Genomic DNA, 26619 nt, shown 5'->3' on the forward strand with positions numbered 1-26619 from the left:
CATGATTAAACCCCAAATATCAGATTACAGGACCCAGGCAGAAAATATCCATGGATCCGTAATAGCCCAGTGCCTCGTTCTTTGTCATTTTTCCTGAAAGAACATCCAGCATCAGACGGAAGGCCTCTTCTCCTACCTCCTCGATCGTCTTTTCCCCCTGAATGATCCGTCCTGCATTCAGATCCATATCGTGCTGCATCCGCTCATATGTATGAGGATTGCCGCAGATCTTGATTACAGGCATGGACGGAAAGCCCTGAGGTGCTCCTCTTCCCGTGGAGAACATCATAAACTGCGCTCCCGTGGCCGCCATTCCGGTCAGAATCTCCGGTTCCCGTCCCGGAGCATCCTTGATCCACAGCCCCTTCTGTCCGTCTACCCGGTCACAATATTCTAAAACTCCCTGGATCGGCCGATGGCCGGATTTTACGATCGCTCCCAGGCTCTTTTCCTCAATACTGGAAAGTCCTCCTGCAATATTGCCCGGTGTAGGCTGACCGCCTCTCATATCCTCTCCTACGGATTTAGCCCGTTTCTCCATCCGATCTACGATTTCATAGATTTTCTGGCCTATGGGGCCGTTTTCTCCGCCTACTGCCCGTTTAGCAAGAATGTGCTCGCCGCCTAAGAATTCTGTGGTTTCCCCAAATACCACAGTTGCTCCCAGGTCTACCAGCTTATCTGCCACATAACCGATCACGCAGTTGGAAGCCATACCGGAGGTAGTATCGGAAGCACCGCATTTAATTGCCATGACTACCTCAGAAATATCAACCGTTTCCCTCTGCAGTCCGGAAATCTCCTGAACCAGTCTCTGAGCCGCATCAATTCCGGCCTGGATTGCCCTGGAGGTTCCTCCCAGCTCCTGGATCCGGATAATCTCTACCGGTTTTCCGGCTGCCCGTATTTCTTCCACCATCCGCTCGTGGTCTGTTCCCTCACAGCCCAGGCTGACGATCAGCGCCGCTCCCACATTGGGGCTCTGTCCCAGATTGGAAAGGGTGTCCGTCACTCTCTTTAAGTCAATGGGAAGCTGGCAGCAGCCCTGATGATGAAAATATCCGATGGTTCCCTGCACCTGACGGCAGATTGCCTGGCCTACGTCATTAGCACAGATAACGCTGGGGATCACAGCTACCAGATTGCGGGCGCCAACCTTTCCATTGGCTCTCCGATATCCCTGAAATGTATATTCGCTCATTGCTCCACCTCCTCCAGATCGCCTCTGCCTCTTAATGCATCCAGGTTATGCACATGGACATAATCACCCTTTTTGATATCCGTGCTCGCCGCTCCAATGGATTCTCCATATTTCATAATATGAGCTCCCTTCGGAATGTCCGTCACTGCGATCTTGTGACCGTAGGGAACATCCCCATGGACGCAGATTTCTTCCTTCTGCCCCTTTTTATCCCGGACCTCTACCACCGTGCCGTCTGTGATATCATCGGCAAAAATGGTAGCTACATTGTCCAGATCGTCTACCTTTAACGCCAGCTTAAGCTCCATCTTAGTCCTCCTGTTCCTTTACTGCCAGCACTGCCACGCCATCGGGAATAACAATCACCCTTGCGTCCCGTCCCATCATCTCATAGGCCATTTCAAGAGCCTCATCCGGCGAAGAGGCCGGGATCATATTGGCTTTGCGTACCATCTCATGATCCAGATAGGTGGTCACAAGAATCACCTTATGCTTCTTTAAGATCCTGGAATAGATCTGTGCACACCACTGCTCCGGGATCGTCTCTCTGGGAGGAATCTTTGACAGATAAGCATCAATTTCATCCACCGTTCCCTGAACGATCAACTTTTCAAAATGAGTGCCGCCCATACCGTCAAAGCAGGAGGCACACATGATGATAACTCCGCCGTCTTTACAGCAGGCCTCTGCTGTGGCCACTGCCTTGGGACTCTGATACAGGTTCTGATCCAGAGGATAACCGCCGTTTGAGGTAATAACGATATCTCCCGTCATGCCCGGACACTGAGCCAGACCGCGGACAAACTCCACGCCTTTTTCATGAGCCTTTTCCAGATCTCCTGCAAAGGCTGCAATTACCTTTTTCTCCCCATTTAATGCTACATTTAAGATAAACTGAACATTCACTGCTCTGGCCGCATACACCATATCCTCATGGATGGGATTGTGCTCCAAAACGCCTGTAGCAGCATAGGGACTGGAAATAGCCTTGTAGGAATGGTTTTCATTTACGGTTGCCGCATTGCAGATACCCGGCAGGATACTCTTTCGTCCTCCTGAAAAGCCGGCAAAGAAATGCGGCTCAATAAATCCTTCCGTAATCAGCAGATCGCAGTCTAAGGCCAGTTTGTTTACCCACAGCTCCGCTCCGGAGGGAAGACCGGTCACATAGGCAAAATCATCCGGCTCAAATGCCTTATTTACCGCAATCTTCTCATGGTCTACGATCGAATCGCCAAACATCCTGCGCTGCTCTGCCTCTGTGGTAGGACGGTGAAGGCCGGTAGCGATCAGAATCGTAATATCTGCGTCCGGATTTCCTTTGCGGATCTCTGCCAGAAGCAAAGGCAGAGTCAGTTTACTTGGTACGGCCCTGGTGTGGTCTGAGGTAACAAGCACGATCCGGTTCTTTCCCTTTACCAGTTCACTGAGCCTGGGTGTTCCGATGGGATGCTCCAGCGCCTCCTTTACCAGCTCCTCCTCACTCTTTCCCGCCTCGTATTCATCTGTGCGGGCCGTGATCACCGCCTCCAGATTTTTTTCATCCACATGGAGATCTAGACTGGAAGTGTAATATGGAATCTTAATAGTCTTCAAACTTCATCACCTTCCCTGAATTTTAATCCATCTTTTTAAATTGTCGACTGTCTACTTTTTCATTCTATTACATCTGCAGCTTAATGTCAATATTTTCCAATATTTTATTTTGTTTTCAACTTTTTTTGATATTTTTACACATATGACTGTCATAAAAAACAGACCCTCCATAGAATTACTTTTCCATGAACAGTCTGTTTCCTTTTTTATCCCCTTGCCACCTCTTTTACCAGAAGAAGCCTCTGCCCGGCCTTAATCTCCTCGTCCGCCAGTTCATTGGCTGATATGATGTGGCTGATGGTCGTATGGAATTTTTTAGCGATCATCCAGAGACTGTCACCGGGCTGAACAATGTATCCCGCAATTCCCGGCAGCTCCTGAAGCTTCTTTAAATCCAGAGGGCCGGAAGAGATACCTGTGATCACCTGTTCCTTTACAGGCTGCAGAACCAGGAAGTCCAGCACTGCCACAGCCTTAATTTCCACCATATCTCCGCCCATCATCACGGCTGTGAGCTGTTCCAGCCCCGCATCCAGCTGGTATACGCTGTCTTCCCGGATCCCTCTGGCCTCTGCCGTACATTTAAAGGGAATCTGCTCTACTGCCGGCTGAACCGGAGCCTGGTCATCACTGGTAAGATAAAGAAGTGTCACCTCCAAAACCCCCTCTATCTTTAAGCAGTCCTCTCCCGGTTCTACCTCATCCAGTTTTATGGTTCCGCTGTGATGACAGATCTGTAAAATCCGCTCTCCCTGGGGAAGCTTCACTTTTTCTCCGATTCTGGAACGGCATACATTTCGTGTAAGGATCCGGTCAAACACCGTTTCCCTACGCTCCGGCGTCAATTCCCGGCTGTTGGAATATACATCGCTTAAAAGCTCTGTTTCCAGCTCCTCATACAGACGGATATCCAGCTCAAGAACCCCGTCAATCTCCAGTTCCCGCATCTCTCCGTCATAATCCGGTTTTGCCTCGATCTCCCGATGGGAAAGCCGGACCGTAATCATGGGGATCTGATCCTCCTTTACTCCCTCTGCCTCCATTTCTCCTGAAAACGGGATCGTTTCCTCCAGCCACTGCACAGGCATTGTATCATCCTCCGCTTCATAGATCACAAATACCGTGAGCTCCCCTTCCAGATGCAGAGTGCCGTCAAGAGGCTTTACCGATACAGCCCGCAGCTTCATTTCTTTCCATAAAAGGCGGCCGATCCCCGGCTTTCCGCCTGTAAGCCCTACTGCCTCCCGAATCCGATAGGTATCCTTTCTGCATACTGCCATAGATGCCGCCGTCCTCCGGCGCTTTAGGGTTTCAACCGGCATTTCCCCATGATTCTCCGCAGCCCCTGTATAGGCCTCTGTATCCGTCCCCCCCTGCTTTACATCCACAGCAGCTTCTGTATCTTTTGATGCCTCAATCCGCACTTGAAGGGTAACGATCGCCTGAACTCCCAGTTTTCGGGAATGGATCATATTGGTATTCAGGTCATCCAGCGTCCAGGACAGACTCACTGTATCCTTATCCTCTAACTGGGGAACATTGATCATCTCCTCAAAAGGAATGCTGCCTCCCAGCGTCTGCAGTCCGCCCCCCTCCCTGCGGTACAGAACCTGAAATTCCAGACGTCCCTTTACATTTACCTTATCCCCCATAGGCTTTACCTGCTCCGCCTGGATCTCTCCATTATCCAGCATAACCTGCTCCATATCGTCCATGGTGTCAGGCACAATAAAATCATCATCCAGGGTGATCTGAGTAGCCACATTTCCTTTCCACTGGTTCATATGTATCTGTTTCTTTATAAGCTCCATAAAAACACCTGCCATCCCTCATAGTCTCTTATAAAAAGAATCTATGCAAATGGCAGGTTAAATATAACTCTCAATAAGTTTCCAAAAAATGGTGCCGCACACCCTTCTGAACATAGCCCAAACAAGCGTCCAGATTGATATTTTCCACACTTTTCATGATATTCGCATCAATAAAGGGGCTGTTTTTCCTAAGCCTTGCGATAAGCTCCTTCATCTCCTGGCGCTTGGAAGTATGGACAATATCACCACCGTTCACCGCTTCCCCGGCAGCCGCCCGTTCTTTTGCGATCTGCTCCGTAAACCGGCAGGCACATTGGAGGAAATGAAGGTGGTTGCTGTCCCTCCAGGCCAAAATATCCTCTTCCTTTACAAAATACAAAGGCCGTATGAGCTCCATACCTGAAAAGTTGGTGCTGTGAAGCTTTGGCATCATGGTATTGATCTGGCCGCCGTAAAGGATCCCCATAAGAATGGTTTCGATCACATCATCAAAATGGTGTCCCAGTGCGATCTTATTGCAGCCCAGCTCCTTTGCATGGGAATAGAGGTAACCCCTCCGCATTCTGGCGCAGAGGTAACAGGGGGACTGATCCACATCCACCACAATATCAAAAATATCCGAGTCAAAGATCCGCACAGGGATATTCATAAGAGCTGCATTTTCCTCAATGAGCTTCCTGTTTTCCGGCTGATATCCCGGATCCATCACAATAAATTCCAGTTCAAACTTCGTATCACTCTGGCGCTTTAACTGCTGCAGGCACTTGGCAAGCAGCATGGAGTCCTTTCCTCCGGAAATGCACACAGCCACCCGGTCCCCGTCCTGAATCATCTCATATTCCTGAAGCCCCTTTACAAAGGGCCTCCAGATGGTTTTTCTGTATTCTTTTATAATACTCCGTTCTATATTAACGTAAGGGGCTTCCTGCTTCATCCCTGTGTGCTTTCTCCTTCTGTTTTCTCATTTCCGGATACGGATTTCTCTGAAAGAAGCTTTACCGTTTCCTTCAGCTGCGTAATCTCCTGAGTCATCATCCGGATCTGGTTCTTCATCTGCTCGTATTCCTCTAACGTCATAGTTTCCCGCTTTTTCGGCAGGGTAACGCCGTCCTTTTTTATGGGACGGGCCGGAATTCCCACGGCTGTTACATTGTCCTCCAAGGGCTTTAAAAGCACCGCATTGGCGGCAATAGAACAGTTGTCTCCCACCTCAAAGGCGCCTAAAATCTTAGCTCCTGCGCCTACCATAACGTTATTTCCAAGAGTTGGATGACGTTTTCCCTTTTTAGTTCCCACGCCGCCCAGCGTGACTCCCTGGTAAATAGTGCAGTTATCTCCCACCACTGCCGTCTCTCCGATGACCACACCGCTTCCGTGGTCGATCAGAATCCCGCGTCCCAGCGTAGCGCCCGGATGGATCTCGATCAGCGTAAAGAAACGGGCTATCTGTGAAATAAGCCTGGCAATAAAAAACATTTTATGCTGGTAAAACCAGTGGGCAAACCGATGCCAGATCAAAGCATGGATGCCCTGATACAGCAAAAGAACCTCAAACGCACTGCGGGCCGCCGGATCCCGCTCCTGCACTGCCTTTATATCCAGCCAAATATCCTTTAAGATCATTTCTGCTACCAACCTTTCCCAAATGCGTCCATTTTGATTCATAACGCATTTTGATGTAGTATAGCATATGATCCCGGCGAAAAAAAGGATTTTCTTGCGTTTCCGCACGTTACAGTGCACGCTGGCATCTGGAGTTCAGGACGACTTTGAAGGCCATTAGAAAACCGGAGTCCTGAACACAGACGCCAGAATGCAGTGCAGCGTGCGGAAACCCGCCTTTTCTTTCTACTACTTAAAAATAACCGGCTCCTCTAAAAGCTCTGTCCGCAGTACAATGTAGGGGAAGGACTGCTCCGTGCCCGGATCTTCCCCCTTTTCCGGCCCCATCAGCTCCGTCGCCAGAACAATGGAATTTTCCGTCAGATAAAGTTCTCTTATGCTGATACTGTACCCCCCTGTCGGCTGAGCCCCATATCCCACTGCTATGTACAGGTTCTTATCGTCCGTATAGGTCAGCTTAAATGGCTGGGACACTTTCTCTGAAATCAGCTTTGAAAGCTCTTGGGGCAGTTCCTCTGAGGGGGCAGTCTGAAATTCCAGATCCCGCACCTTATCCCTGTTTTCCTTTGAAACGGAACAGCCTGCAAGCCCTGCGGCAAGAGAAAAAATCACTCCCATTATCCAAAGGATCCTTAAAACTCGTTTCATAGCTGCAAAAACCTCCCGGAATATACCATCTGTTATCAGTATATTCCGGGAGGCCTGTCTGAGACCCTTACATTATTTTACGAATCCAGCCCTCAGGCGCCTTAATGCGTCCCATCTGGATACCGGTCAGCGTATCATACAGCTTCTTTGTAACTGGGCCCATCTCCTCCATACCGCTTGGGAAGCAGATTTCCCTGCCGTGGTCATTTATCTTTCCTACAGGTGAGATCACAGCCGCTGTACCGCAGAGACCACATTCTGCAAAATCCTTTAATTCCTCCAGCTTTACAGGCCTCTGTGTTACCTTTAAGCCCAGATAATGCTCTGCCACATACATGAGAGAACGCCTTGTAATAGATGGGAGAATGGAGTCGGACTTGGGCGTAACAACCTCTCCGTCCTTTGTAATAAAGATGAAATTGGCTCCGCCGGTTTCCTCCACATACGTTCTGGTGGCCGGATCCAGGAACATATTTTCATCAAATCCATTGGCATGAGCCGTTTCATGGGCATGAAGGCTCATAGCGTAATTTAATCCAGCCTTTACATGACCGGTTCCATGAGGAGCCGCACGGTCAAAATCGCTGACGCAGATCGTGATCGGCTTCGCTCCGCCCTTAAAATAAGGGCCCACAGGCGTCACAAACATTCTGAACTGATATTCATCTGATGGCTTAACGCCAATCACCGGGCCGGAAGCAAACATATACGGGCGGATATAAAGCGTCGCTCCGCTGCCATAAGGCGGAACCCAGGCTGCATTTGCCTTTACCACCTGATCCAGAGCCTCTAAAAAACGCTCCTTTGGAAATACCGGCATTTCCAGACGGCTGGCAGAATCCATCATACGCTCTGCATTTAAGTCCGGACGGAAGGTAACGATGCTGCCGTCCTCTGTGGTATATGCCTTTAATCCCTCAAAGCACTCCTGGCAGTACTGCAGGATACCTGCACATTCATTGAGCACTACATTAGAGTCCGCAGTCAGTCTGCCTTCTCCCCATGCTCCATTCTTATAATCTGCCACATATCGCATATCTGCGGGCATATAGCTAAAACCGATATTGCCCCAATCCAGATTCTTCTTTTCCATCTTTATTTCCTCCATTCCTGTCCGCGGAATTATTTTACAGCCATTATAGACTTATTGAATTAGAAAATCAACGGAAAAACGGACAGCCGGGTATATCATTCGGATATGGGAGGTATAACTCCTGTCAAAATGAGGGAATCCTCAAAGCCACCATCTGGCCCGAAGATTCCCTCTCAGCTGTCTCACCTGTTATGCAGTATTACACTTCAGGTATTCATATTTATTTCTGGCTTTTTCCGTCCCATACGCCATCTTTGTCCACATACCATCCATCTATATAGGTATCTGTCATTAAACGGCCCTTGGTTCCATCTGATGCTTCGTTAAAGTAGTACCACTTTCCGTCGATCTGATGCCAGCCGGTGTACATATATCCCTGTGTTCCGTCAGAATACGGGTGAAGATAGAACAGATAATCTCCATCACGGAACCAACCAGTAGCCATGTAACCATCTTCCTTAAAATAGTACCAACTGATTACATTATTCCAAACCAGCTGTTTCCATTCTCCAGCAGGCCATGTTCCATCAGGATACTCAAACCACCAGCCTTTATCGTCTCTGTGCCATGTTCCTGCGGTATTTTCTGCAGAAGTATACACTCTTCCGCCGGAAGCTGAACCGGAACTGGAACCATCAGAGCTTCCTCCATGATTTCCATTGCTGTTTCCATCGTCACTTCCGCCATAGGAAAGACCAAATCCCAATTCATAATAATTGCCGTCACTGTCTCTGTATGCGTATGCCTTTCCATTCTCATCCTTCATAGATTCCGGCATATACTGATCCTTTGCATATCCGGGAACATCGTTAGGAGAAATGCAAACGCCGTCTGCATTTACTTCAATTACACTATCATTTCTCGGAAGAGTAATCGGCATCTTTCCGGTCGGTTCATATGCACCTGTAATAACATCCATAGTTGCAGATGTAAGTGTATCAAAACCGGCAAGGACAACATCTGAATATGGCTCTACATTGCCAAGCATCCAGGCAAGCGTAAAGTTTACATTTGTAATAACCTTTCCTCCATTTGCTCTTACAGCTTCTGAAATCGCCTGAATTTCCTGAGCATTTTCAATCGTAGATTCCTCATGCGTTGCTTCAATCGGACGTCCCTGCTCATCTACATCATGGACTGTCTTATTCGTACATATATCCAGTTCAAGATATCCCTTCGTTGCTGAAAAATAATTTCCAGAAGACGGGTTTACAAAAAGCAGTGCATAATCTGCATCATTATAATTATTGGTTAATGTAAGATTATATCCGCCTGCCGCAAGGCTTTTGCGAAGCTCAGAGGTTGTTTCGGCAGACTTTTCCTGTCCAAAGTACTGAATAAATACCTTTTTGCCCTCAAGCTTATCTTCAGTCAGAGGCAGAACTCCTTCATTGTCCTTCAAAAGAACAACTGACTTCTGATGTGCCTCATATGCCTCATCCCAATTGCTTTCATTATCTACAACTGCCTTTGCTTCCTCAGGATCGCGGTACGGATTCTCAAACAGACCCAACTCAAACATTTCTTTTAAGAGACGCTCGTTGGACTGATCCAGATCAGCCGTTGTCAGCGTCACATCATCTACCGTATAACCATCCGGTACCGGTTTCTCTGTCTGATAGTAATCAGATTTAGGTCCGTCAGGTCCTCTGTTCCATGCTTCTACAATTGAGTTGACATCGTTCGTATCACTGATAATGTCTGTTCCGGCATTAACAGCAAGTGCATTTCTTTCCGGAACATCCAGTTCTTCTACACCCCATGCCATATTTCCGGTAATTCCGCTGTCGCTGTTTACATATCCTTCATGACCAATCTGATCTCTTAAAAGACCATTGATAAATACCTTATTAAACGCAAATCCAACCGGAACCATCTCAATTGGATCACCGTTTAAATCATACTGCGGTTCACTCTTCTGAGCTGCAGGTTTTGCATAATACGGCATAATTGATGAAACATTATTTTCTACTGCTTTGATAAAGGCTGGGAGATGATATTTTTCCAGGCTTCCCTCTGTCTGGTATACATTCCACTGGCCCTGTGAATAATGCGGATCAAATCCGTTTTCTCTGGCGCCTCCGCCCGGGAAGTGCTTTACAGTAAGGCCAACTCCGTTTTCTTCCACACCTTCCGTTCCGCCCTGGAAGCCTTCTACCAGCCGTCCAATAATATCGCTGATCAGTTCCGGACTCTCACCAAAGGTTCCATACGTTCTCTGCCATCTTGGGTCTGTCATCGTATCTGCCATATACATATAGCCCTTTTTCAGACCGCAGGCATCCCACTCGCTTCTGGCAATCTCTGCAAAACGGCTGATCAGGCCTGCATCTCCGCCATTGGCAATATCACCAATTACAGCAGCAGCCAGTCCGAGCGTTCCCGGCCATGTAGAGAATACACCGGACGCATCATTCATTCCAAAGGTCATCTGTCCGTTTTCATTTCTGGAGTTGGAAGCCATAACAACAGGAATACCTAAACCTGTTTTTTCTGCCACCAGATTCATCTGGTTCATCCAGGAAGCCATATCTTCCGGTTCCGGATTCTGACGAAGAATAAAGTGACGCAGTCCCCAATCTACAATAGCCTCTGTTGTTCCCAGTGTGCGTGATACGCCGAAAATTTCAGAAGACATATCGTCTGTATTTGAGGTTTCATCTAAAAGCCCTGTTTCTTTATCAGGATCCTTACTGTAGATACCCATACCGCGGGAATTGATAACCATCATTCCGGCCTTTTCCCTGATTGTCATCTTTTCTACCAGATCCTTCGCACGTGCTTCCGGTGTTTCGCGCCAGTCCTCATATACATCCAGCTGTCCGTTTCCATTGGAATCCTTGAAGTAGGAACCGTCCGATTCTATGATACTCTTCACAGTAGCTCCGATTGTAGGTCCATTATCATTTTCCTTATATACAAGGCTGTCATACCATGCGGATACTGTATTGTCCGTTGCGGTCGGATAAGTGGAATCCAGGCTGTTTAACTTCATCAGTTTATTCGGTTCTGTTAATTCGTAAATTCCATCTACGCCGGCTCCGCTGATCTTGTATCCATTAAAATGATTAAATACATTGATATAGGTATATGCACATGCATTATCAGCCTTCTTAATTCCCAGATACAGCTTGGATGGTCTTTCTCCCAGAAGATCTTCCGCTGCTTCTGCTGTCTGGCTTATGATATCCCAAAGAAGGCCATCCTCTTCTCTGGTTGGATCCTTCTCTTTATCCAATACTTTCCAGCTGCATCCTTTCTTTTCAGCAGCCTTTGCATCTGCGGTGATACCAATATACGCAATTCCCTTAGCCTTCAGTTTGGTTACATCAAATTCTGAATCGTTCTCAAACATCGGCCCGATTACTGCCTGACCCTTATAGTCATCCGGAATGCATACGCGGATATAGTTGGAGTATCCCTGAAGCGGCTTTCTGATATAAGGAATATCCTCCAGAAGAACGCCATAAATATTGGCCTTTCCTTCTGCCCGATATGTAATCTCCGTATACCCGTCTTTCTTTTCTTCCTTAAGCTTCTTCAGAATCGGCTTTGTCTGCATGGAGGTTTCAATGTCTTTAAACCACGCCGGACGATGTCCCAAAACAGGCTGGTTTTCAGCGATGGACATCATACGATCCCGCTCTTCTTCAATCAGATATCCTTCTGCAATCGCCTCATCCAGAGAACTTTCATACTGACTTCTGTAGTCCTCATAATCAGTATATAATTCCTTTAATTCCTCCTGAGACAGATATACCATTGATCCGCCGTCTGTAGAAGTTTTTCCATTAACGCCTCCGTAATATTTGGCAACCGGAACCGAAATCTGAGGTGGTACAATACCTTCTGTCAGATTTCCGTATGCATCCCTGGAATCCAGGTTAACATCCTCTACCGTAAAACCTTCCGGCATATCTGAGCCATCTACCCACTCAATCAGATTTGCAAAGACAGAATTCACATAAGAATCCATATTCAGGTCTGTATTCGCATTCGGACGGTCTGTCTCCGCATCCATCTTCATCGGCGGATAATTGCCGGCGGGACGTCCTGCCTGAATCTGTATCTCATCCGTCATATCTGGTGGGAAAATCTTTGAAGAATGGGCGCCGCCTGCTACCACATAATGACGATACATATCTACGCCCGGTTCATCCCCATCCTCTTTTATGTAATCCGGATTTGACTTAACACAACTGGAATAATCATTTTCTCCCTCTAACAGAATGTAGGGTACAGGAGAATCATAAGGAGTCGGGAAACTTCTGGATGCGCCGTGACTGCTTAAATCTGTATCTGCGTATGCGCCCACTACATTGACAAAACCATCAAAAACCGGATTTCCGTCACCCGTATCTTTATCATAATCCATACCAACTGCATTGGCCTGACCAAAGCAGTTCACATAGGTGTTCACATAAAAACCGGATTGAGACTGTCCCATAAGGAATACTTTGTCTGCTGTCTCTCCGCCTAAAAGTTCACTATCCGGAGTTTTCAGCATTACGCCCAACTGTCCCAGCATATCCCAGAACAATCCGTTGCGGTCTTTTTCATTCAGTCCCTTATCTCCCCATTTAAGGTTTTCATACCGTTTGGCATCAAAACGTTTTAAGGATTCTACATTGCAGTACTTTGAAGTAATGCCCACATAGGCATATCCATTTCTCATAAAGTAGTCATAGCTTCTGCGCCAGATATCCGGCAGATCCACCTTGCTGCTGGCATTCAGAATATCTACAAATACAACTCCGTTAAAATCGGCAGGATCTTCCGGCATATACACAAATACACGATTGGTATAGTCCTGCTTGTCCGGTCTAGACGCATTGCTTCTGGATGCATTGCTTCCGGTTGCGGTTGTAACCTTATGGTCGTCCTTTAAATCGTATACCCGTGTATTTCCGCTGAGGAAATATTCTGTTTCTTTGTAGTTGTATTTATCTGTGAAACCAATATTCTGCTTCGTTCTTCCGTCTTTCTGGCTCAGATACATAAAACTGTCAGAAGTTTCAGGAATTTCCTTAACCGACGGAGTATCGTTATGCATCTCAACTACCAGATCCAGCATATCCTTGCTGAGAGATTCATTGCGAAGCGCATTACTGTCCGTTGCTTTTTTAGGTTCACTGGGCGTAGCCAATGTAATCTGGCTGGGAGTCGCTACTCTCTCTGGAATCTGTACGGCAGAAGCGGTCTCTTTTTCTTCCTCAATTTCTGCTTTTTCTGATTCAGGCTCTTCTTCCGTTTCTGCTTCTTCTGTCTCAGCTTCCTCCTCAGTTTCTGCCTCTTCCGACTCAGATTCTTCTTCTGTTTCTTCTTCCTTCGACTCGGCTCCCTCCTCGGTTTCTGCTTCCGATTCAGACTCTTCTTCCGTTTCTGTTTCTTCCGGCTCTGTTTCCTCCTTAGTTTCTGCTTCTTCTGACTCAGCTTCCTCCTCGGTTTCTACTTCTTCTGGCTGATCTGAACCGTTTTCTTCTAGGGAATCCTCTTTTTCATCTTCCAGATCGGAACGTTCATCCCCCGCTTCATCATCTGTTAATTCTGCACCATAAACTTCGCTGACATTTGTCATGCCCCCACCCCCGGGTATAACGCCAACTCCGGCGGAAAGACTGGAGCCGGTCATAGAAGCAGCCAGGACCGCCGCCATGATCGGTTTCATTTTCTTTTTCATGTTTTTTCTCCTTTCCTTATTCTCCCCTATTTTCTGCCATGCGCGCTCAGGCAGAAAACATTTTGATTTTTAACAAAATGTTAACATCTATTAAAATTATATAAAGGTTTGTTTTTTATTAAAATGGTATTTTTTTAATATTTATAGTATAATTTTATCTTATTTGTGCAATTTGTTTTCTTTTTTCTTTTATTTTCTTTCTATATATGTACACTTTATCTATTTTTGTATATTTCAAAAAAATAAATTATAGATTTATGTTATAACTTTTCCCCTTTATCCCTTTGTTTTTAAAGCATTCATTCTATTCCATCAAATTTACTTCCCACATTTGGATTATTTTTCTTCATTTTTTGACACTCTTCCCAAATTATGGTACACTTATTTTGTATAATTATGCTGTAAATCAGTACTATTACTCACATTGGAGCGACACATGAAACATTTTCCCCTTTCTGTTCACAGTTTTAAAATGAAACTTCTGATTTCTCTGCTTACCATTGGTCTTCTTCCTCTGGTTTCCATATCTGTTTTTTATCAGCATTTCCTTGATGTACGGATCACCAAGGACATCGAATCAGCCAGTATTGACCGGCTCCGCTATACCAGCTACGATATCAGACGGCAGATGGAAATCTCCGACCAGCTCCTCGGATGGATCACTTATAACAGAAAGCTGCAGGAAATACTCACTGCTAACTACTCTGAAAAATATGAAAAGCAGCTGGATATCATCCAGTTCAGTTCTTATGCCACGGAATATGCAATCAATGCAAATATCGAAAACAATATTTTTAAAATTCTTATCATAGAAGATAATGGGGAATCTTTTCAGATCGGAAATGTCCGTTCCCTTATGGATCAGGACGCGATCAAAGATGCCAGATGGGCGGAAACCTATAATCACAGCAAAGCAGACCAGCTGGTTCTCAGCAAAGATATTTATGCGAAGGATACCTATGTTTTTCCAGTCAGCAGCCGTATCTACAATGATCTGACCGGTGCTCCCATCGGCTGGTGTATCATTGCCTTTTGCAATGATATGTATTCCAAAAATCTGGTAAACGGCTCTAATAATCAGAATATCTACCTGATCAATCCGTCCGGCCAGTGCATCGGCCATACGGATTTCTCCATGATCGGCGCTGATATGTCTCAGGATTCTATGATCCGTGAGATTTTAAACACCCAGGACTCCATCGGGCATATTACTGCAAACCGCAGCCACACGCCTTTAATCGCCCACTATTACCGAATACCAGACAGCAATATCATTGCAGTTCAGGAAACTCCCCTTCTCTCTTTTCTCAGCGAAAAATCTGAGATTTTACGATTCTCTGCCACATTAATCGTAATTTCCGCTGCGCTGGTACTCTGCCTTACCATGTACCTGCACCGCATACTGACCCGCCCGATCAATACCATCAGCTCCTATATTAAAAATGTTTCAAAGGGCGATTTTACGGGCTCACTGACTCTGAAAAATAATGATGAATTTCAGACCATTGCAGACTCCATCAACAAAATGGAGCGCGAAATCAGGGAACTGATGGAGGCTCAAAAACAAGAATCTGAAATAAAAAAAGAGCTTGAATTCCGCGTCCTTCAAAACCAGATCAATCCGCATTTTCTTTACAATACCTTAAATACGATCAAATGGATGGCTTCCCTGCAGCACGCAGATACCATCCGGGATATGACGGCAGCTCTTGGGCGTCTTCTGCAGAATATTTCCAAGGGTTCTGATAAAATTTCTATCTATGAAGAAATGTCCCTCCTGGATGATTATGTACTGATCCAGGATATCCGGTACGACGGACGGTTAAATGTCCGGTATCATATCGGAGATCCGGAAATCACACAGGCCCTGATTTTAAAATTTCTGTTCCAGCCTATTGTAGAAAATGCTATTTTCCATGGGATTGAACCAAAAGGCGACGGCTCCGGAACCATTGATATTTACTTAAACCAGCAAGATAAAAGTATCTATATCCACATTGTCGATAACGGTATCGGCATGACCCCGGAACAGATCGAACAACTTTTAAATCCTGAGGAAAGCTCGCAGAACCGCCGCGGATTAAACGGAATCGGCATCAGCAATATTAACCAGCGGATCAAAATGACCTATGGACAGGAGTATGGTATTTCCATCAGCAGCAAACCCGGAGCCTATACTGACGTTCTGATCTGCATTCCATATGAAAGGAGCACTTCTTTATGACCTCAATCTTAATCGTGGACGATGAGGCTTTAATCCGCCGCGGTCTTGAAAGCCTGATTCCATGGGAGCGATTAAACTGCAGTCTTGCAGACCAGGCCTCTAATGGAGCAGAGGGACTGGAGAAAATCCGCCGGTACCACCCGGATATTGTATTTACTGATATTAAAATGCCGCAGATGGACGGACTGCAGATGATTGAAAAAGCTCTTTTGGAACCGGATCCTCCTCTTTTCATTATCCTCAGTGCCTATAATGATTTTGAACTGGTCCGCTCTGCCATGCGCTTAGGCGCCATTGACTATCTGATCAAGCTGAATCTGGAGGAAAATGAACTCGTTTCCCTGATTCAGTCTGCTCAGAAAATGCTTTCAAAGCGCCCCAAACGTCTGCAGCCGCCGTCTCACTCAGAAGATTTTAAACGAAATTTCATTAAAGAAATGCTTCAGATGAACGCAGACAAAAGCCTGTTTGCCAAACAGCTGCCGGAAAATTTTGCTCTGAATGACAACTGCTTTTACCGTATTTTATGCTTCAGTCTGAAGGATTCTGAAGCCGTGCCCGCCGGATCGGGAGATCTTCCGCAGAATTACCTTGATAATATCTGTATGGAACAGTTTCCGGAACGTGCAGACCTTTGCGCACACCATTTGAATCCAAATACGACGATTCTGTATGTGGAATACCGCGACGGGATGGATCAGGATATTCTAAAAAAGAAATGCCAGTCCATCCTAAACAGCGTCCGCCGTTATCTGAACCGACAGCTTACCATAGGAATCAGCGCGCCCCATCGCAATATCATGCATCTTGCCGCTGCAAGGGAAGAAGCGATGGAAAGCCTCTCTTTCCAGGTCAGCGGCATTGATACCTCCATCCATTTTTATACGGACTTTTTAAACGCAGATTCACTGAAGCATCAGCTGGAACTTCTGAATACGGAAAGTACGTTCTTTGAAGAAGCTGAAAACCTTATGCTGCAGATTCAGAAATTTCTGTCTCAGAGCATCGCAAAGCCGGAGGACGCCAGACAGATCTGCTTTCTTCTGATCTCCCGTCTGTATGGATTTGACTCAAAAATCCGGGATTTTTTTATCCAATGGTTCGGCAGGGAATATACCTCCCTCTCCCAGTTTGACCAAATGAAAAACCAGGAGCTTGTGTCCTGGCTTCTCCATCTGACTCAGGGAATCGACCACTACAGTCATCAGTATATGACTGAGATTTACCGCTACAAAGTAAAAAAAGCCAGGGAATACATTTTCGAGAACCGGTTTCAGAAATTATCTCTTAATGAAGTGGCCACTGTTCTGGAAATTACTCCCAGCTATTTAAGCAGGATCTTTAAAAAGGTGACGCACCAGTCCTTTTCCGATTATGTGGCAGAAGTAAAAATAGAAGAAGCGAAATCGCTTCTTCTAAAGGATAATAACCGGATCTATGAAGTTTCCAGTATGCTTGGATATGATGATCCCTACTATTTCAGCAAGGTATTTAAAAAAATTACTCAGATGACTCCCAGTGAATTTATTGCAAGAAACTGAATCATCCCTTCAGGCCGCTGGTTGCCACGCCTTCGATAAAGAAACGCTGCATACTTAAGAATAATGCTCCCACCGGAATCAGAGAAATCAGAGCCGCTGCCATAATCAGGTTATAGTCTGCAGAATACTGTGTGATGAACATACGAAGACCCAGCTGAATGGTTTTCAGTTCGGTTGAATTTAAGTAAATCATGGGACCCATGTAATCGTTCCATACGTTTACAAAGCTGAAAATAATCAGTGTTGCAATCGCAGATTTGGACAGAGGCAGCATAATCCTGCTGTAAATTCCAAACTCGCTCAGACCATCTATGCGGGCAGCCTCTGAAAGCTCATTTGGAATGGAAAGATAGGACTGTCTCATAAGGAACACGCCAAATGCAGTAAAGGCCTGCATGAGGATCAGGGACAGATGGGTGTCTGCCAGCTGCATTTTACGGATCATGATAAACTGAGGCACCATGTACACCTGCCACGGAACGGCGATCGTAGCAATGTAGCCCAAAAATATAATATCTTTTCCCGGAAACTTCATTTTTGCAAACGGATAGGCTGCAAAGCTGCTGGTTAATACCTGAAGAACCGTAATAATAATTGCCAGCTTAAAACTATTTTTAAAAAACATAAGCAGCGGAATCTTTGTCCAGATCTCCCGGAAATTCTCCCATACCGGTTCTTCGGGCAGCCACTTCATGGGAACAGAGAACACTTCCTGGCTGGTTTTTAATGATGAGGATACCATCCATAAAAACGGAAGCAGAATGGTGATGCTTAAAAGTACAAGGAGTCCATACAGACATATGGTCTTTATATTGATTCTTGATGTTTTCATTTTTTCCTCCTTTTACATATAGCTAACCCATTTTTTCTCAGCTCTGAACTGGACCACAGTAATAACAAGTACGATTGCAAACAGAACCATGGAAATTGCGCTTGCATATCCAAACTCATAATTAATAAATGCTGTGTTGTAAATATGGTATACAAGTACGTTGGTTGCACGTCCCGGTCCGCCGTTCGTCATGACGGAAATCAGGTCAAAGACCTTAAAGCAGGCAATGGTCAGCATAATGCTTACGAAAAACGTAGTCGGTGTCAGCATAGGCAGCGTGATATTTCTGAACCGCTGAAATGTATTGGCGCCGTCTACCTTTGCTGCCTCATAAAGCTCTCTTGGAATCGCCTGCAAACCGGATAAATACAGAATCATATAGTATCCCATACTTTTCCATATACTTACAATAATGATAACCGGCATTGCCCAATCAATCGTAGAAGTCCATCCTGGAGGATTTGCAACTCCCATTGCACGCAGAATATTGTTAATCGGGCCAAGGGTTGGATGAAACAGCAGATTCCATACAACTGCCACCGCTACCAGAGACGCTACATGAGGGAAGAAAAATACGGTTCTGAACATGTTGATGCCCTTCAGCTTCTGGTTTAAGATCAGAGCAAGCCCCAGAGCTGCTGCCATGGTAAGCGGTACTGTAAATACAGAATAATAGATGGTATTTTTCAGGGAAATACTAAATGTTTCATCCTCTAAAAGCTTGGCAAAATTAGCAAGCCCTACAAATTTCATCGGATTTGCAGAATCCCATTCCATAAAGCTGAGCCCCATGGAGCATACGATGGGGATCAGCGTAAACAGCAGAAATCCCACAAAATTTGGCAAAAGAAATGTATAGGCAGTAATTATATTTTTTACTTTTCGTTTTGACATATCTGCGCGCTGTAAAACAGCTCCTCCTTCTTTTCTCTGATGGTTCAAAGTCCTCCGAATCAAAGATCCAGAGGACTTTTTTTCAGTCTGCTTCTTATTTACTTAACAGATCATTTACACGCTTTGCCATATTTGCCAGACCATCATCAATGGAATTTGCTCCCAGCATGATCAGGTCATGCTCTTCTGCAATAATCTGCTCCAGAGCGCCTGCCTGAGGGATCATCTGGCATTCCAGTACAAAATTATCTGCAGCGATCGCTTCACGGAAGCCTTCCGGCATTCCCTCAACATTTACCAGAGTATCGATTGTCTTTTCGTTCTGGTATGCTGGCAACGTTCCCAGACCTGCCAGAATATTGGCACCCGGCTCTGTACACATAAACTCTACAAATCTCCATGCCTCTTCCGGATGAGCTGCATTCTTGTTGATTGCGATCGGAGTTGGGTTGCTGACAGCTGTACCAGGCTCCTGGCCCTCAAAGTGCGGTGCTCTTACAGCGCCCCATTCAACAGAGGTCTCACCCTTGTTCTTGGTGTTGATGATCATATTTGCAAACCATGTTCCCATTAACTCCATTGCTACCTGCTCCTTGTAGAACGGGCCGCTGTAGTGAACGTTTCCTGTCTTTAATGTACCGTAATCCATAGCGGACATATCCTCATTCTGCATGCCGAGGAATAATTCATAAACAGGCTTTAAGAAGCTGTACTCACCGTCAGCCATACTGTGTTCTTCGCTTAAGCCCCAACGATATAAGGAACCCGGCCATGTATGGCAGTATCCACCGTAAATCTTATCATTTCCTTCTCCGCTGGTCATCTTCTTTGCAAGCTCTCTGTACTCATCCCAGGTCATATCGTTCTTTGGATACTCAACACCCGCCTGATCGAACAGAGTCTTGTTGTAATACAGCAGATAGTAGTCATTACGGAATGGAAGGCCGTACAGCTTGTCATCGATGCGGATTCCTTCATCCGATCCCTGATAAGGAGCCATATCAACGCCGCTCTCCTTCACCTTATCATCCAGAGGCATCAGCTGATTTTTCTCCACCAGACTGTTGTAAATGTTCATACTCTTAATAGTAATAACATCAGATGTATCACCGGAAGAAAGCAGTACAGGAATCTTTGTATCGTAATCAGTAGCCCCGATATCCATTACCTTTACCTTAATATCTGGATTTTCTGCCTCAAATGCCTCTACCAGTTTTTTCCAGTAGTCGGTTGTCTCATAATCCCATACGGTAAATGTAATCTCTGTCTGTCCCTCTGCAGCGCCGCTCTCCCCCTGAGCCTCTGTTTTTTCAGAAGGCTTTTCAGCCTGTGTAGAGCTGCCGCAGCCTGCCAGAGTTGTTGCAGCACATGCCGCTGCACAGGTAAGTGCCATTGCTTTTTTCCATAACTTATTGTGTCTCATCATATCCTCCTCTTTCCATTTCAGTCACATTTGATGCCTTTATTATAGATAAAATTTTTTTATTTCTGAATGGAATATCTGTTATTATATTGTTTTAATATAAACTCATCCATGTATTCTCCCGTTTTTTATTGAAATTTTATATACTATTCAGGATTATTTTGCACTTTTCATTTTTACCATGTATAAAATGTTACGTTATACGGATGTTTTCTCCATTTTCTTTATTCGTTTTTTCTTTTATACTTGAATTTGAAAATAATGGGCGCATCATGCGCAGTACATTCAAGGAGGTATCAACTTATGACATCAAAAACACAATGGGTAAATGAGATTTACGAAAAAATGGAACAGAAGCTGTATGCGGAATGTGCAAGAATGGGTGAAAAAATTCCCTACTGGACGGTCGGTGGTGTATACGAAGAAGATTATGCCAAAAAAGACATCTACTGGTGGACCAACGGCTTCTGGAGCGGTATCCTCTGGCAGCTTTATCATGCCACAAAAAATGAACTTTATCTGGAAACAGCCCGAAAAAATGAAGATTTACTGGATCAGGCCCTTCACGGCTTCATCGGCCTTCACCACGATACCGGTTTCATGTGGCTCCACAGCGCTGTCGCTGATTACCGCCTCACAGGTTCCGAAGAAGCCAAAGTCCGCGGCCTCAATGCAGCCTCTGTTCTGGCCGGAAGATACAATCCAAACGGAAAATTTATCCGGGCATGGAATCCTGAATGTGTAGAAGAAGGAGAAGACTGCACCGGATGGATCATCGTAGATTCCATGATGAATATTCCCCTCCTGTATTGGGCAGGCCAGATCACCGGAGATCCCCGCTTCCAGCAGATTGCTGTAAATCACGCAGACACGGTAGCCTCTTATCTGGTGCGTGAGGATGGCTCCTGCGGCCATATTGCCTGCATCAATCCGGATACCGGAGAACTGGAACACATTCTGGGCGGACAAGGCTACTCTGAAACTTCCTCCTGGTCACGGGGTCAGTCATGGATCCTGTACGGCTTTGCACTGTCCTACCGTCATACCAAAAATAAAAAATATCTGGACATTGCCAAAAAAACAGCCCACTACTTTATCTCCAATATTGCACTGACCGGTTATATCCCTCTGTGCGATTTCAGACAGCCGGCCTCTGCCGCTTATACAGACACATCTGCCGGACTTTGCGCTGCCTGCGGACTGTTAGAAATTGCAGAGCATGTGGATGAGTGTGAAAAAAATCTTTACCGCACCTATGCAGAACTCATCCTCAAACATACCGCTGAAACCTGCTGTGACTGGAATCCCGATACAGATGGGATTGTACAGAACTGTAAGGTGGCATTTCACAATGACCGCAGGGAACAGACGGATCTGATTTATGCAGATTATTTTCTCACAGAAGCAGTGCTGCGACTGCTGGGAAAGGACTTCCTGATCTGGTAATATCCAAAATACACAAATTCAGGAGATTAAAAATTATGACAAAACACGAATATTCCCAGCTTCTCATGCAGCTTTTAACCCCAACGCTTCCATTTTACTCTCCTCAAAAAGCCAGACTCTGCCCAGGCAGCTCTGCCGCAGTATACGACATGGCAGCAGCCGGAGCCGAAGGCTTTGCCAGACCACTCTGGGGCCTGGTCCCCTTCTGGGCCGGAGGAGGCAGCTGTCCTGAATTTGAGCAGCTGTATCTGTCAGGCCTTGCCGCAGGCACCGATCCTGAAAACCCGGAATATTGGGGCGGCTTTCAGGATATTGACCAGCGCTTTGTGGAAATGGCTGCCATCGCCTACGGCATACTGATGACACCTCAAAAACTGTGGGATCCTCTCTCTGCAAAGGAAAAGACAAATCTGGCAAAATGGCTGGACGGGATCAACCACTATGCCTGCCCCCCATGCAACTGGATGTTTTTCGGCGTTCTGGTAAATATTGCCCTTAAATCGGTCGGTTTTCCTTATTCAGAACAGGTCCTGTCCGACTATCTGGATTACATTGAGAGCTGCTATCTGGGAGGCGGCTGGTATCTGGACGGACAAAACGGTGAAAAAGACTATTATATTTCCTTTGCCTTCCATTATTACAGTCTGATTTACTGCCGGTTTATGAGGGAAAATGATCCTGACCGCTGTGCACTTTATGAAGAGCGGGCAAAATTATTTGCAGCAGATTTTATCAACTGGTTTGCAGAGGACGGCTCTGCCCTGGCCTACGGCCGTTCTCTGACTTACCGCTTTGCTCAGGTATCCTTTTTCTCCATGTGCGCTGCCTGTGAACTGGAAGTTGTTCCCTATGGGATAATGAAGGGGCTTATCGAACGCCATCTGCGCTTTTGGACGGAGCATCCCATTGTTGACAACAGCGGACTCTTGACCATCGGCTACGGCTATTCCAACCTGCTCATGTCTGAACAGTACAACGCTCCCGGATCTCCCTACTGGGCAATGAAGGCCTTCGCCTTCCTCTCCCTTCCGGACGAGCATCCCTTCTGGAAGACAGAAGCGGCTCCCCTTCCCGATCTTCCAACGCTGACTGCTCAGACCTATGGCGGTCTTTTAATCCAGAGGCTTCACGGCGATGTTACCGCCTATACCTGCGGACGGACGCTGCCTCATCACCATGTCCTTACGGAAGAAAAATATTCAAAATTTGCCTATTCCAGCCGTTTTGCCTTCAGCGTTCCGCGTTCCATGAGAAGTCTGGCTGAAGCCGCACCTGACAGTATGCTTGCCCTCGATATCAACCATATGATCTATGTCCGCGGAATGGTTTCCAATCCCCAGCTTACAGACCATTCTGTATCCTCTGAGTGGTCTCCCTATGAAGGAATCCGGATAAAAACAGTCATTATTCCTGACAGTACCGGTCATAAGCGGATCCATACCATTGAAAGCGACCGCTGTTTCACTGCATATGACTGCAGCTTTGCATTTCCCGATACCTATACAGTTTCTCAGGAACAGAGCTGTATTCGCGTTCAGGCTCCGGATGGACGGACATACTGCGCCGCTGCCGTTAAAGACGATCCGGCCGCCATGTGCATTAACGCATCTCCGAACACAAACCTGATGGTTCCCAAAACCATCATCCCCTGTATCTGTTATGAGATACAAAAGGGAACGCAGGTAATTGAAACTCGGTTTTGGGAAGAATAGCATCAAATGCTGCCGAAGAAAAAGTAATCAAAGAGCATCCTGCGTAAAAATGCGTGGGATGCTTTTTGTATTTGAATACTTGAGTTATAGCTAAAAGTAAGTTAAACTTAGTCATAGAATTTAGTCATAAAAGCTTTTAGAAAGGCGAAATGAAATGATTTATTAGGTATGCAAAGCGGTATTTAACATAACAAAAATAGTGCTAAATCCTCAAAACGGGACCTTGTTTTTTGGAGGAATTGCAGAAAGGACTTTATCGATGAAACTTCCTGAGTTCAGAAAACAAATAGAAACATATTCCATAGAAGAGCTGCGCTATCTGACCGCAGAACTGTACAAAGCGATCCCGAAGAAAATAAAAGAGGAAAAGGACATTGACCCCCTGGTTCTGTCTGTTCCGGAGCATTTCAAAGAAAATGGAACAGGCAAGGCCTCTTCCCCCTCTAAAGTAAAAAAAGCCCCGGATCTTGGAGCCCTGGAATCAGAGATTGAACTTTTTCTTGAAAATGCCTATGCACAGAATTATTTTGCCCCAAACCGCTTCGTTCCAAAGCATGAGAGGCCCAAATGGCGTTTTAAGGTGAAAAACTATATTAAAACCCTTCGGGATCATTATACAGAAGGGGAGGAGGCTGAGACTGCGGCCCTTCTTCTGGAAAAGCTGTACCGTATGCTGTGTTACGGCTGCTGCTATTATATTTTCAGTACAACCGATCCTTTCCAGTCCATCGGAATGAGGCAGAATGAACTTCTGGATCTTGTGATCAAAAAAAGTTTTGCCTGCGGAGTCACCAGTGAACGCATCTGCAAAATGGAAGAAATTTCCACATTAAGCGGATTAAGCTATGATATGCTTTCCGAATCCCTTCTTTCTGTCCTTGCTGCAAATTTAAAGACTGCAGATATGAAGGAAACTGCGATTGCAGAGGCAAAAAAACTGAGACAGAAAATTGTCAGCATACGTTATTCCGACCGTGAACAGAAAAACAGCTTAACCACTCTGATTCTGATGATCCATTTCTCTCTGTGCGAATATGAGGAGGGGATCAGGGATTTTAAGGAAAAGTATCTGGAACCGGATAAAGAGATCTTATATTACGTACTGCTGAGCCATATGTTTTTCTATGATCTTAAAAATTACTGGGTACGGGAGTACAAAACGGCTTTGAGTCAGGGAATTTCACTGAGGAAATCTCTGATGGAAATATATGAATATCTGATGGAGCATGGGGAATTTCCGGAGAGCTTTTATTTATAAAAGGAATGGAGGATACACTTATATGTGGCTGTTTTTCGCGCTGCTGTCCGCTCTCTTTGCGGCCCTTACTTCCATTTTGGCAAAACTTGGAATCGATGGAGTAAATTCAAATCTGGCAACCGCCATCCGGATCGTTGTAGTCGTAGTGATGGCCTGGGGAATGGTATTTCTTACCCATGCTCAAAACGGAATTTTTTCGCTTGGAAGAAAAAGCTGGATTTTTCTCATCCTGTCCGGCCTTGCCACCGGCGCCTCCTGGCTCTGCTACTACCGTGCATTACAGCTGGGAGACGCCTCAAAAGTTGTTCCTGTGGATAAACTCAGCGTTGTGATGACGCTGATCCTTGCTTTTGTCTTTCTCCATGAAGATTTTACCGCAAAGTCGCTCATAGGGTGTATTCTTATTGGGGCCGGGACGTTGGTAATGGTATTATAGGTATACTGCTGAAGCTTTTTACCTCTCCAGAAAATCTATAAGTAAAAATAAAATCAAATTGGAAAGGTGACGATTATGTTAAAGAAAACTCATATGCTGTACAAAAACCGGAAATGGATTTCCAACGGTATGACAGCCAGCATAAACCGCATGAAGGATATCCTGACGATCAGTTTTCAGCCTGTGGTAGGGGAATTAAACCAAAAATACAGAGCGTCTATCCACCCTCTATAAGATAAATAGACGCTCTGTTCATTTGTATATCATGTTTCTTCATACTCAAAAATCAGTTCTTCTGTCAAATACTCATCGCTCATACAATGTAAATCTGATACCCCTTCACAGAGCAAAGGATAAAGAGCAGAACAATAGAAAAATTTCAGGGCTTCATCGAAAGACAGATTTTTCTTTTTCGAAAATCGCTCAATGATCCAGGCATATTTTTTTGCAGCAAAATCGGATTGGCTGTCAAATCTGTTCACTCCCTTCATAATGCAGATACTCATCAAGAACCGTTTGTGTACGCAGGCACATCTGCAGGTTTAGTTTTTCATAACGCAATCGGTGAATCGCTTCCTTCTTATCAATTAAATTATCAAAGTAAAGTTCAACAGTATTAAATACTTTATCATTTGCAGCACCGCCAATCACTATATCGTAATCGGTTGCATCATTCCCCTTCTGCATTTCAGAATTTTAAGTCTCTGATAAGCTGATTCGTCAAAACTGTAGTGAGAAACAATTCCTCTTTTCCCGCGCCGCTTAAATCTTTCACACCACTTTATTGCCTGTTCATAAAGTGGTGTTGTATAAAAACCACGCCCAAAATCAAGATTCTCTCTGGAATGTACTAAATCCGGAGTTTGAACTTCCAAATATGAACCATGATATAAAATCATAATTGGATATCCATTTCTTCTATAAGATTAATAATATCGTCCACAATATATTCTTTGCTCTGGGTATGAAGCATCTCATACTCCGGTATAACATAACTGTTTAAAATATCGCTCTTTTCTGTCAAAGCTCGATACCATTTTTTCAGACTCATTGCAATATTTTCAATGCAGAAAACAGCAAATTCCAGTTCATCGGTATTTTTTATTTTTATATCATTCAACATCGTCAGCTCCCCTCCGTCATTCATATTTTTGATCTCAGCATCTTGAGGTTAAAGTAAATACTTCTGTATACTTTTAAT

22 protein-coding genes and 2 pseudogenes are annotated in these 26619 nt (G+C 45.3%); 7 read left to right on the plus strand and 17 right to left on the minus strand.

All coding sequences use genetic code 11. The annotated features are described in order from the left end of the window. Window positions 1-19: 19 nt before the first annotated feature. The 11 genes and pseudogenes from ACZM6M_RS07625 to ACZM6M_RS07675 all read right to left on the minus strand — a co-directional run. Window positions 20-1201, minus strand: a complete 1182-nt coding sequence (locus ACZM6M_RS07625) for a UxaA family hydrolase (RefSeq protein ID WP_066544753.1) — start codon at window positions 1199-1201, stop codon at window positions 20-22. Continuing rightward, window positions 1198-1509 (minus strand): UxaA family hydrolase, encoded by a 312-nt coding sequence (locus ACZM6M_RS07630; RefSeq protein ID WP_066544754.1) that lies wholly within the window; start codon window positions 1507-1509, stop codon window positions 1198-1200. Before ACZM6M_RS07630 ends, ACZM6M_RS07625 begins: the two co-directional genes overlap by 4 nt. 1 nt (window position 1510) lies before the next feature. Continuing rightward, complete coding sequence (larA, locus tag ACZM6M_RS07635; protein WP_418926629.1) at window positions 1511-2797, minus strand: nickel-dependent lactate racemase; 1287 nt, start codon at window positions 2795-2797, stop codon at window positions 1511-1513. 206 nt (window positions 2798-3003) lie between these two features. Then, window positions 3004-4608, minus strand: coding sequence for a DUF3794 and LysM peptidoglycan-binding domain-containing protein (locus tag ACZM6M_RS07640; protein WP_066545286.1), 1605 nt, complete (start codon window positions 4606-4608; stop codon window positions 3004-3006). Between the two features lie 70 nt (window positions 4609-4678). After that, window positions 4679-5542: a tRNA 2-thiocytidine biosynthesis TtcA family protein gene (locus ACZM6M_RS07645; protein ID WP_066544757.1), complete on the minus strand. Its 864-nt coding sequence runs from the start codon at window positions 5540-5542 to the stop codon at window positions 4679-4681. Beyond that, on the minus strand, window positions 5539-6231 hold the full coding sequence (cysE, locus tag ACZM6M_RS07650; protein ID WP_337433342.1) for a serine O-acetyltransferase: 693 nt from the start codon (window positions 6229-6231) through the stop codon (window positions 5539-5541). Before cysE ends, ACZM6M_RS07645 begins: the two co-directional genes overlap by 4 nt. Window positions 6232-6459: 228 nt before the next feature. Further along, the gene (locus ACZM6M_RS07655) at window positions 6460-6879 is read right to left on the minus strand and encodes a protease complex subunit PrcB family protein (protein ID WP_337433343.1); all 420 of its coding nucleotides are present in this window, start codon (window positions 6877-6879) and stop codon (window positions 6460-6462) included. A gap of 67 nt (window positions 6880-6946) precedes the next feature. Next, entirely contained in the window at window positions 6947-7972 is a 1026-nt protein-coding gene (locus tag ACZM6M_RS07660) for a branched-chain amino acid aminotransferase (protein WP_337433344.1), read from the minus strand. 220 nt (window positions 7973-8192) lie between these two features. Continuing rightward, window positions 8193-8417: a hypothetical protein gene (locus ACZM6M_RS07665; protein ID WP_337433346.1), complete on the minus strand. Its 225-nt coding sequence runs from the start codon at window positions 8415-8417 to the stop codon at window positions 8193-8195. Window positions 8418-8660: 243 nt separating this feature from the next. Next, window positions 8661-10862 (minus strand): annotated as a pseudogene (locus ACZM6M_RS07670) (glycoside hydrolase family 3 protein); the annotation flags it as partial. 750 nt (window positions 10863-11612) lie between these two features. Continuing rightward, window positions 11613-13652 (minus strand): annotated as a pseudogene (locus ACZM6M_RS07675) (alpha/beta hydrolase domain-containing protein); the annotation flags it as partial. Between the two features lie 436 nt (window positions 13653-14088). On the opposite strand from ACZM6M_RS07675, the gene ACZM6M_RS07680 reads away from it, so the two are divergent. Both ACZM6M_RS07680 and ACZM6M_RS07685 read left to right on the plus strand, forming a co-directional pair. Next, window positions 14089-15876, plus strand: a complete 1788-nt coding sequence (locus ACZM6M_RS07680) for a sensor histidine kinase (RefSeq protein WP_418762730.1) — start codon at window positions 14089-14091, stop codon at window positions 15874-15876. Continuing rightward, window positions 15873-17417 carry a response regulator gene (locus ACZM6M_RS07685; RefSeq protein ID WP_178274357.1) on the plus strand — a complete coding sequence of 515 codons (1545 nt, stop codon included), beginning with the start codon at window positions 15873-15875 and terminating at the stop codon, window positions 17415-17417. Before ACZM6M_RS07680 ends, ACZM6M_RS07685 begins: the two co-directional genes overlap by 4 nt. A 1-nt stretch (window position 17418) precedes the next feature. Here the strand turns inward: ACZM6M_RS07685 and ACZM6M_RS07690 are convergent, their stop codons facing one another. The 3 genes from ACZM6M_RS07690 to ACZM6M_RS07700 form a co-directional block, all read right to left on the minus strand. After that, window positions 17419-18249: a carbohydrate ABC transporter permease gene (locus ACZM6M_RS07690; RefSeq protein ID WP_178274358.1), complete on the minus strand. Its 831-nt coding sequence runs from the start codon at window positions 18247-18249 to the stop codon at window positions 17419-17421. A 12-nt stretch (window positions 18250-18261) separates the two neighbouring features. Next, entirely contained in the window at window positions 18262-19143 is an 882-nt protein-coding gene (locus tag ACZM6M_RS07695) for a carbohydrate ABC transporter permease (RefSeq protein ID WP_418493787.1), read from the minus strand. A gap of 94 nt (window positions 19144-19237) precedes the next feature. Further along, complete coding sequence (locus ACZM6M_RS07700) at window positions 19238-20566, minus strand: ABC transporter substrate-binding protein (protein WP_418762728.1); 1329 nt, start codon at window positions 20564-20566, stop codon at window positions 19238-19240. Window positions 20567-20869: 303 nt separating this feature from the next. On the opposite strand from ACZM6M_RS07700, the gene ACZM6M_RS07705 reads away from it, so the two are divergent. The 5 genes from ACZM6M_RS07705 to ACZM6M_RS07725 all read left to right on the plus strand — a co-directional run bounded on the left by ACZM6M_RS07705 (window position 20870) and on the right by ACZM6M_RS07725 (window position 25652). Beyond that, complete coding sequence (locus ACZM6M_RS07705; protein ID WP_337434556.1) at window positions 20870-22012, plus strand: glycoside hydrolase family 88 protein; 1143 nt, start codon at window positions 20870-20872, stop codon at window positions 22010-22012. A 35-nt stretch (window positions 22013-22047) separates the two neighbouring features. Then, on the plus strand, window positions 22048-23724 hold the full coding sequence (locus ACZM6M_RS07710; RefSeq protein ID WP_418493789.1) for a DUF2264 domain-containing protein: 1677 nt from the start codon (window positions 22048-22050) through the stop codon (window positions 23722-23724). 259 nt (window positions 23725-23983) lie between these two features. Continuing rightward, window positions 23984-24982: a hypothetical protein gene (locus ACZM6M_RS07715; protein ID WP_418493790.1), complete on the plus strand. Its 999-nt coding sequence runs from the start codon at window positions 23984-23986 to the stop codon at window positions 24980-24982. A 22-nt stretch (window positions 24983-25004) separates the two neighbouring features. Further along, the gene (locus ACZM6M_RS07720) at window positions 25005-25418 is read left to right on the plus strand and encodes an EamA family transporter (protein ID WP_418493791.1); all 414 of its coding nucleotides are present in this window, start codon (window positions 25005-25007) and stop codon (window positions 25416-25418) included. 75 nt (window positions 25419-25493) lie between these two features. After that, on the plus strand, window positions 25494-25652 hold the full coding sequence (locus ACZM6M_RS07725) for a hypothetical protein (RefSeq protein WP_317439775.1): 159 nt from the start codon (window positions 25494-25496) through the stop codon (window positions 25650-25652). A 234-nt stretch (window positions 25653-25886) separates the two neighbouring features. Here the strand turns inward: ACZM6M_RS07725 and ACZM6M_RS07730 are convergent, their stop codons facing one another. From ACZM6M_RS07730 to ACZM6M_RS07740, 3 genes are read right to left on the minus strand one after another with little or no spacing between them, the layout of a single operon-like run. Beyond that, complete coding sequence (locus ACZM6M_RS07730) at window positions 25887-26105, minus strand: DUF3990 domain-containing protein (protein WP_331467867.1); 219 nt, start codon at window positions 26103-26105, stop codon at window positions 25887-25889. Further along, complete coding sequence (locus tag ACZM6M_RS07735; RefSeq protein WP_334302639.1) at window positions 26069-26317, minus strand: DUF3990 domain-containing protein; 249 nt, start codon at window positions 26315-26317, stop codon at window positions 26069-26071. The genes ACZM6M_RS07730 and ACZM6M_RS07735 overlap by 37 nt, the downstream gene beginning before the upstream one ends. Next, the gene (locus tag ACZM6M_RS07740) at window positions 26314-26541 is read right to left on the minus strand and encodes a DUF3791 domain-containing protein (RefSeq protein ID WP_489490060.1); all 228 of its coding nucleotides are present in this window, start codon (window positions 26539-26541) and stop codon (window positions 26314-26316) included. The genes ACZM6M_RS07735 and ACZM6M_RS07740 overlap by 4 nt, the downstream gene beginning before the upstream one ends. Window positions 26542-26619: the final 78 nt, after the last annotated feature.

It is taken from the genome of Enterocloster sp. (assembly GCF_057861365.1).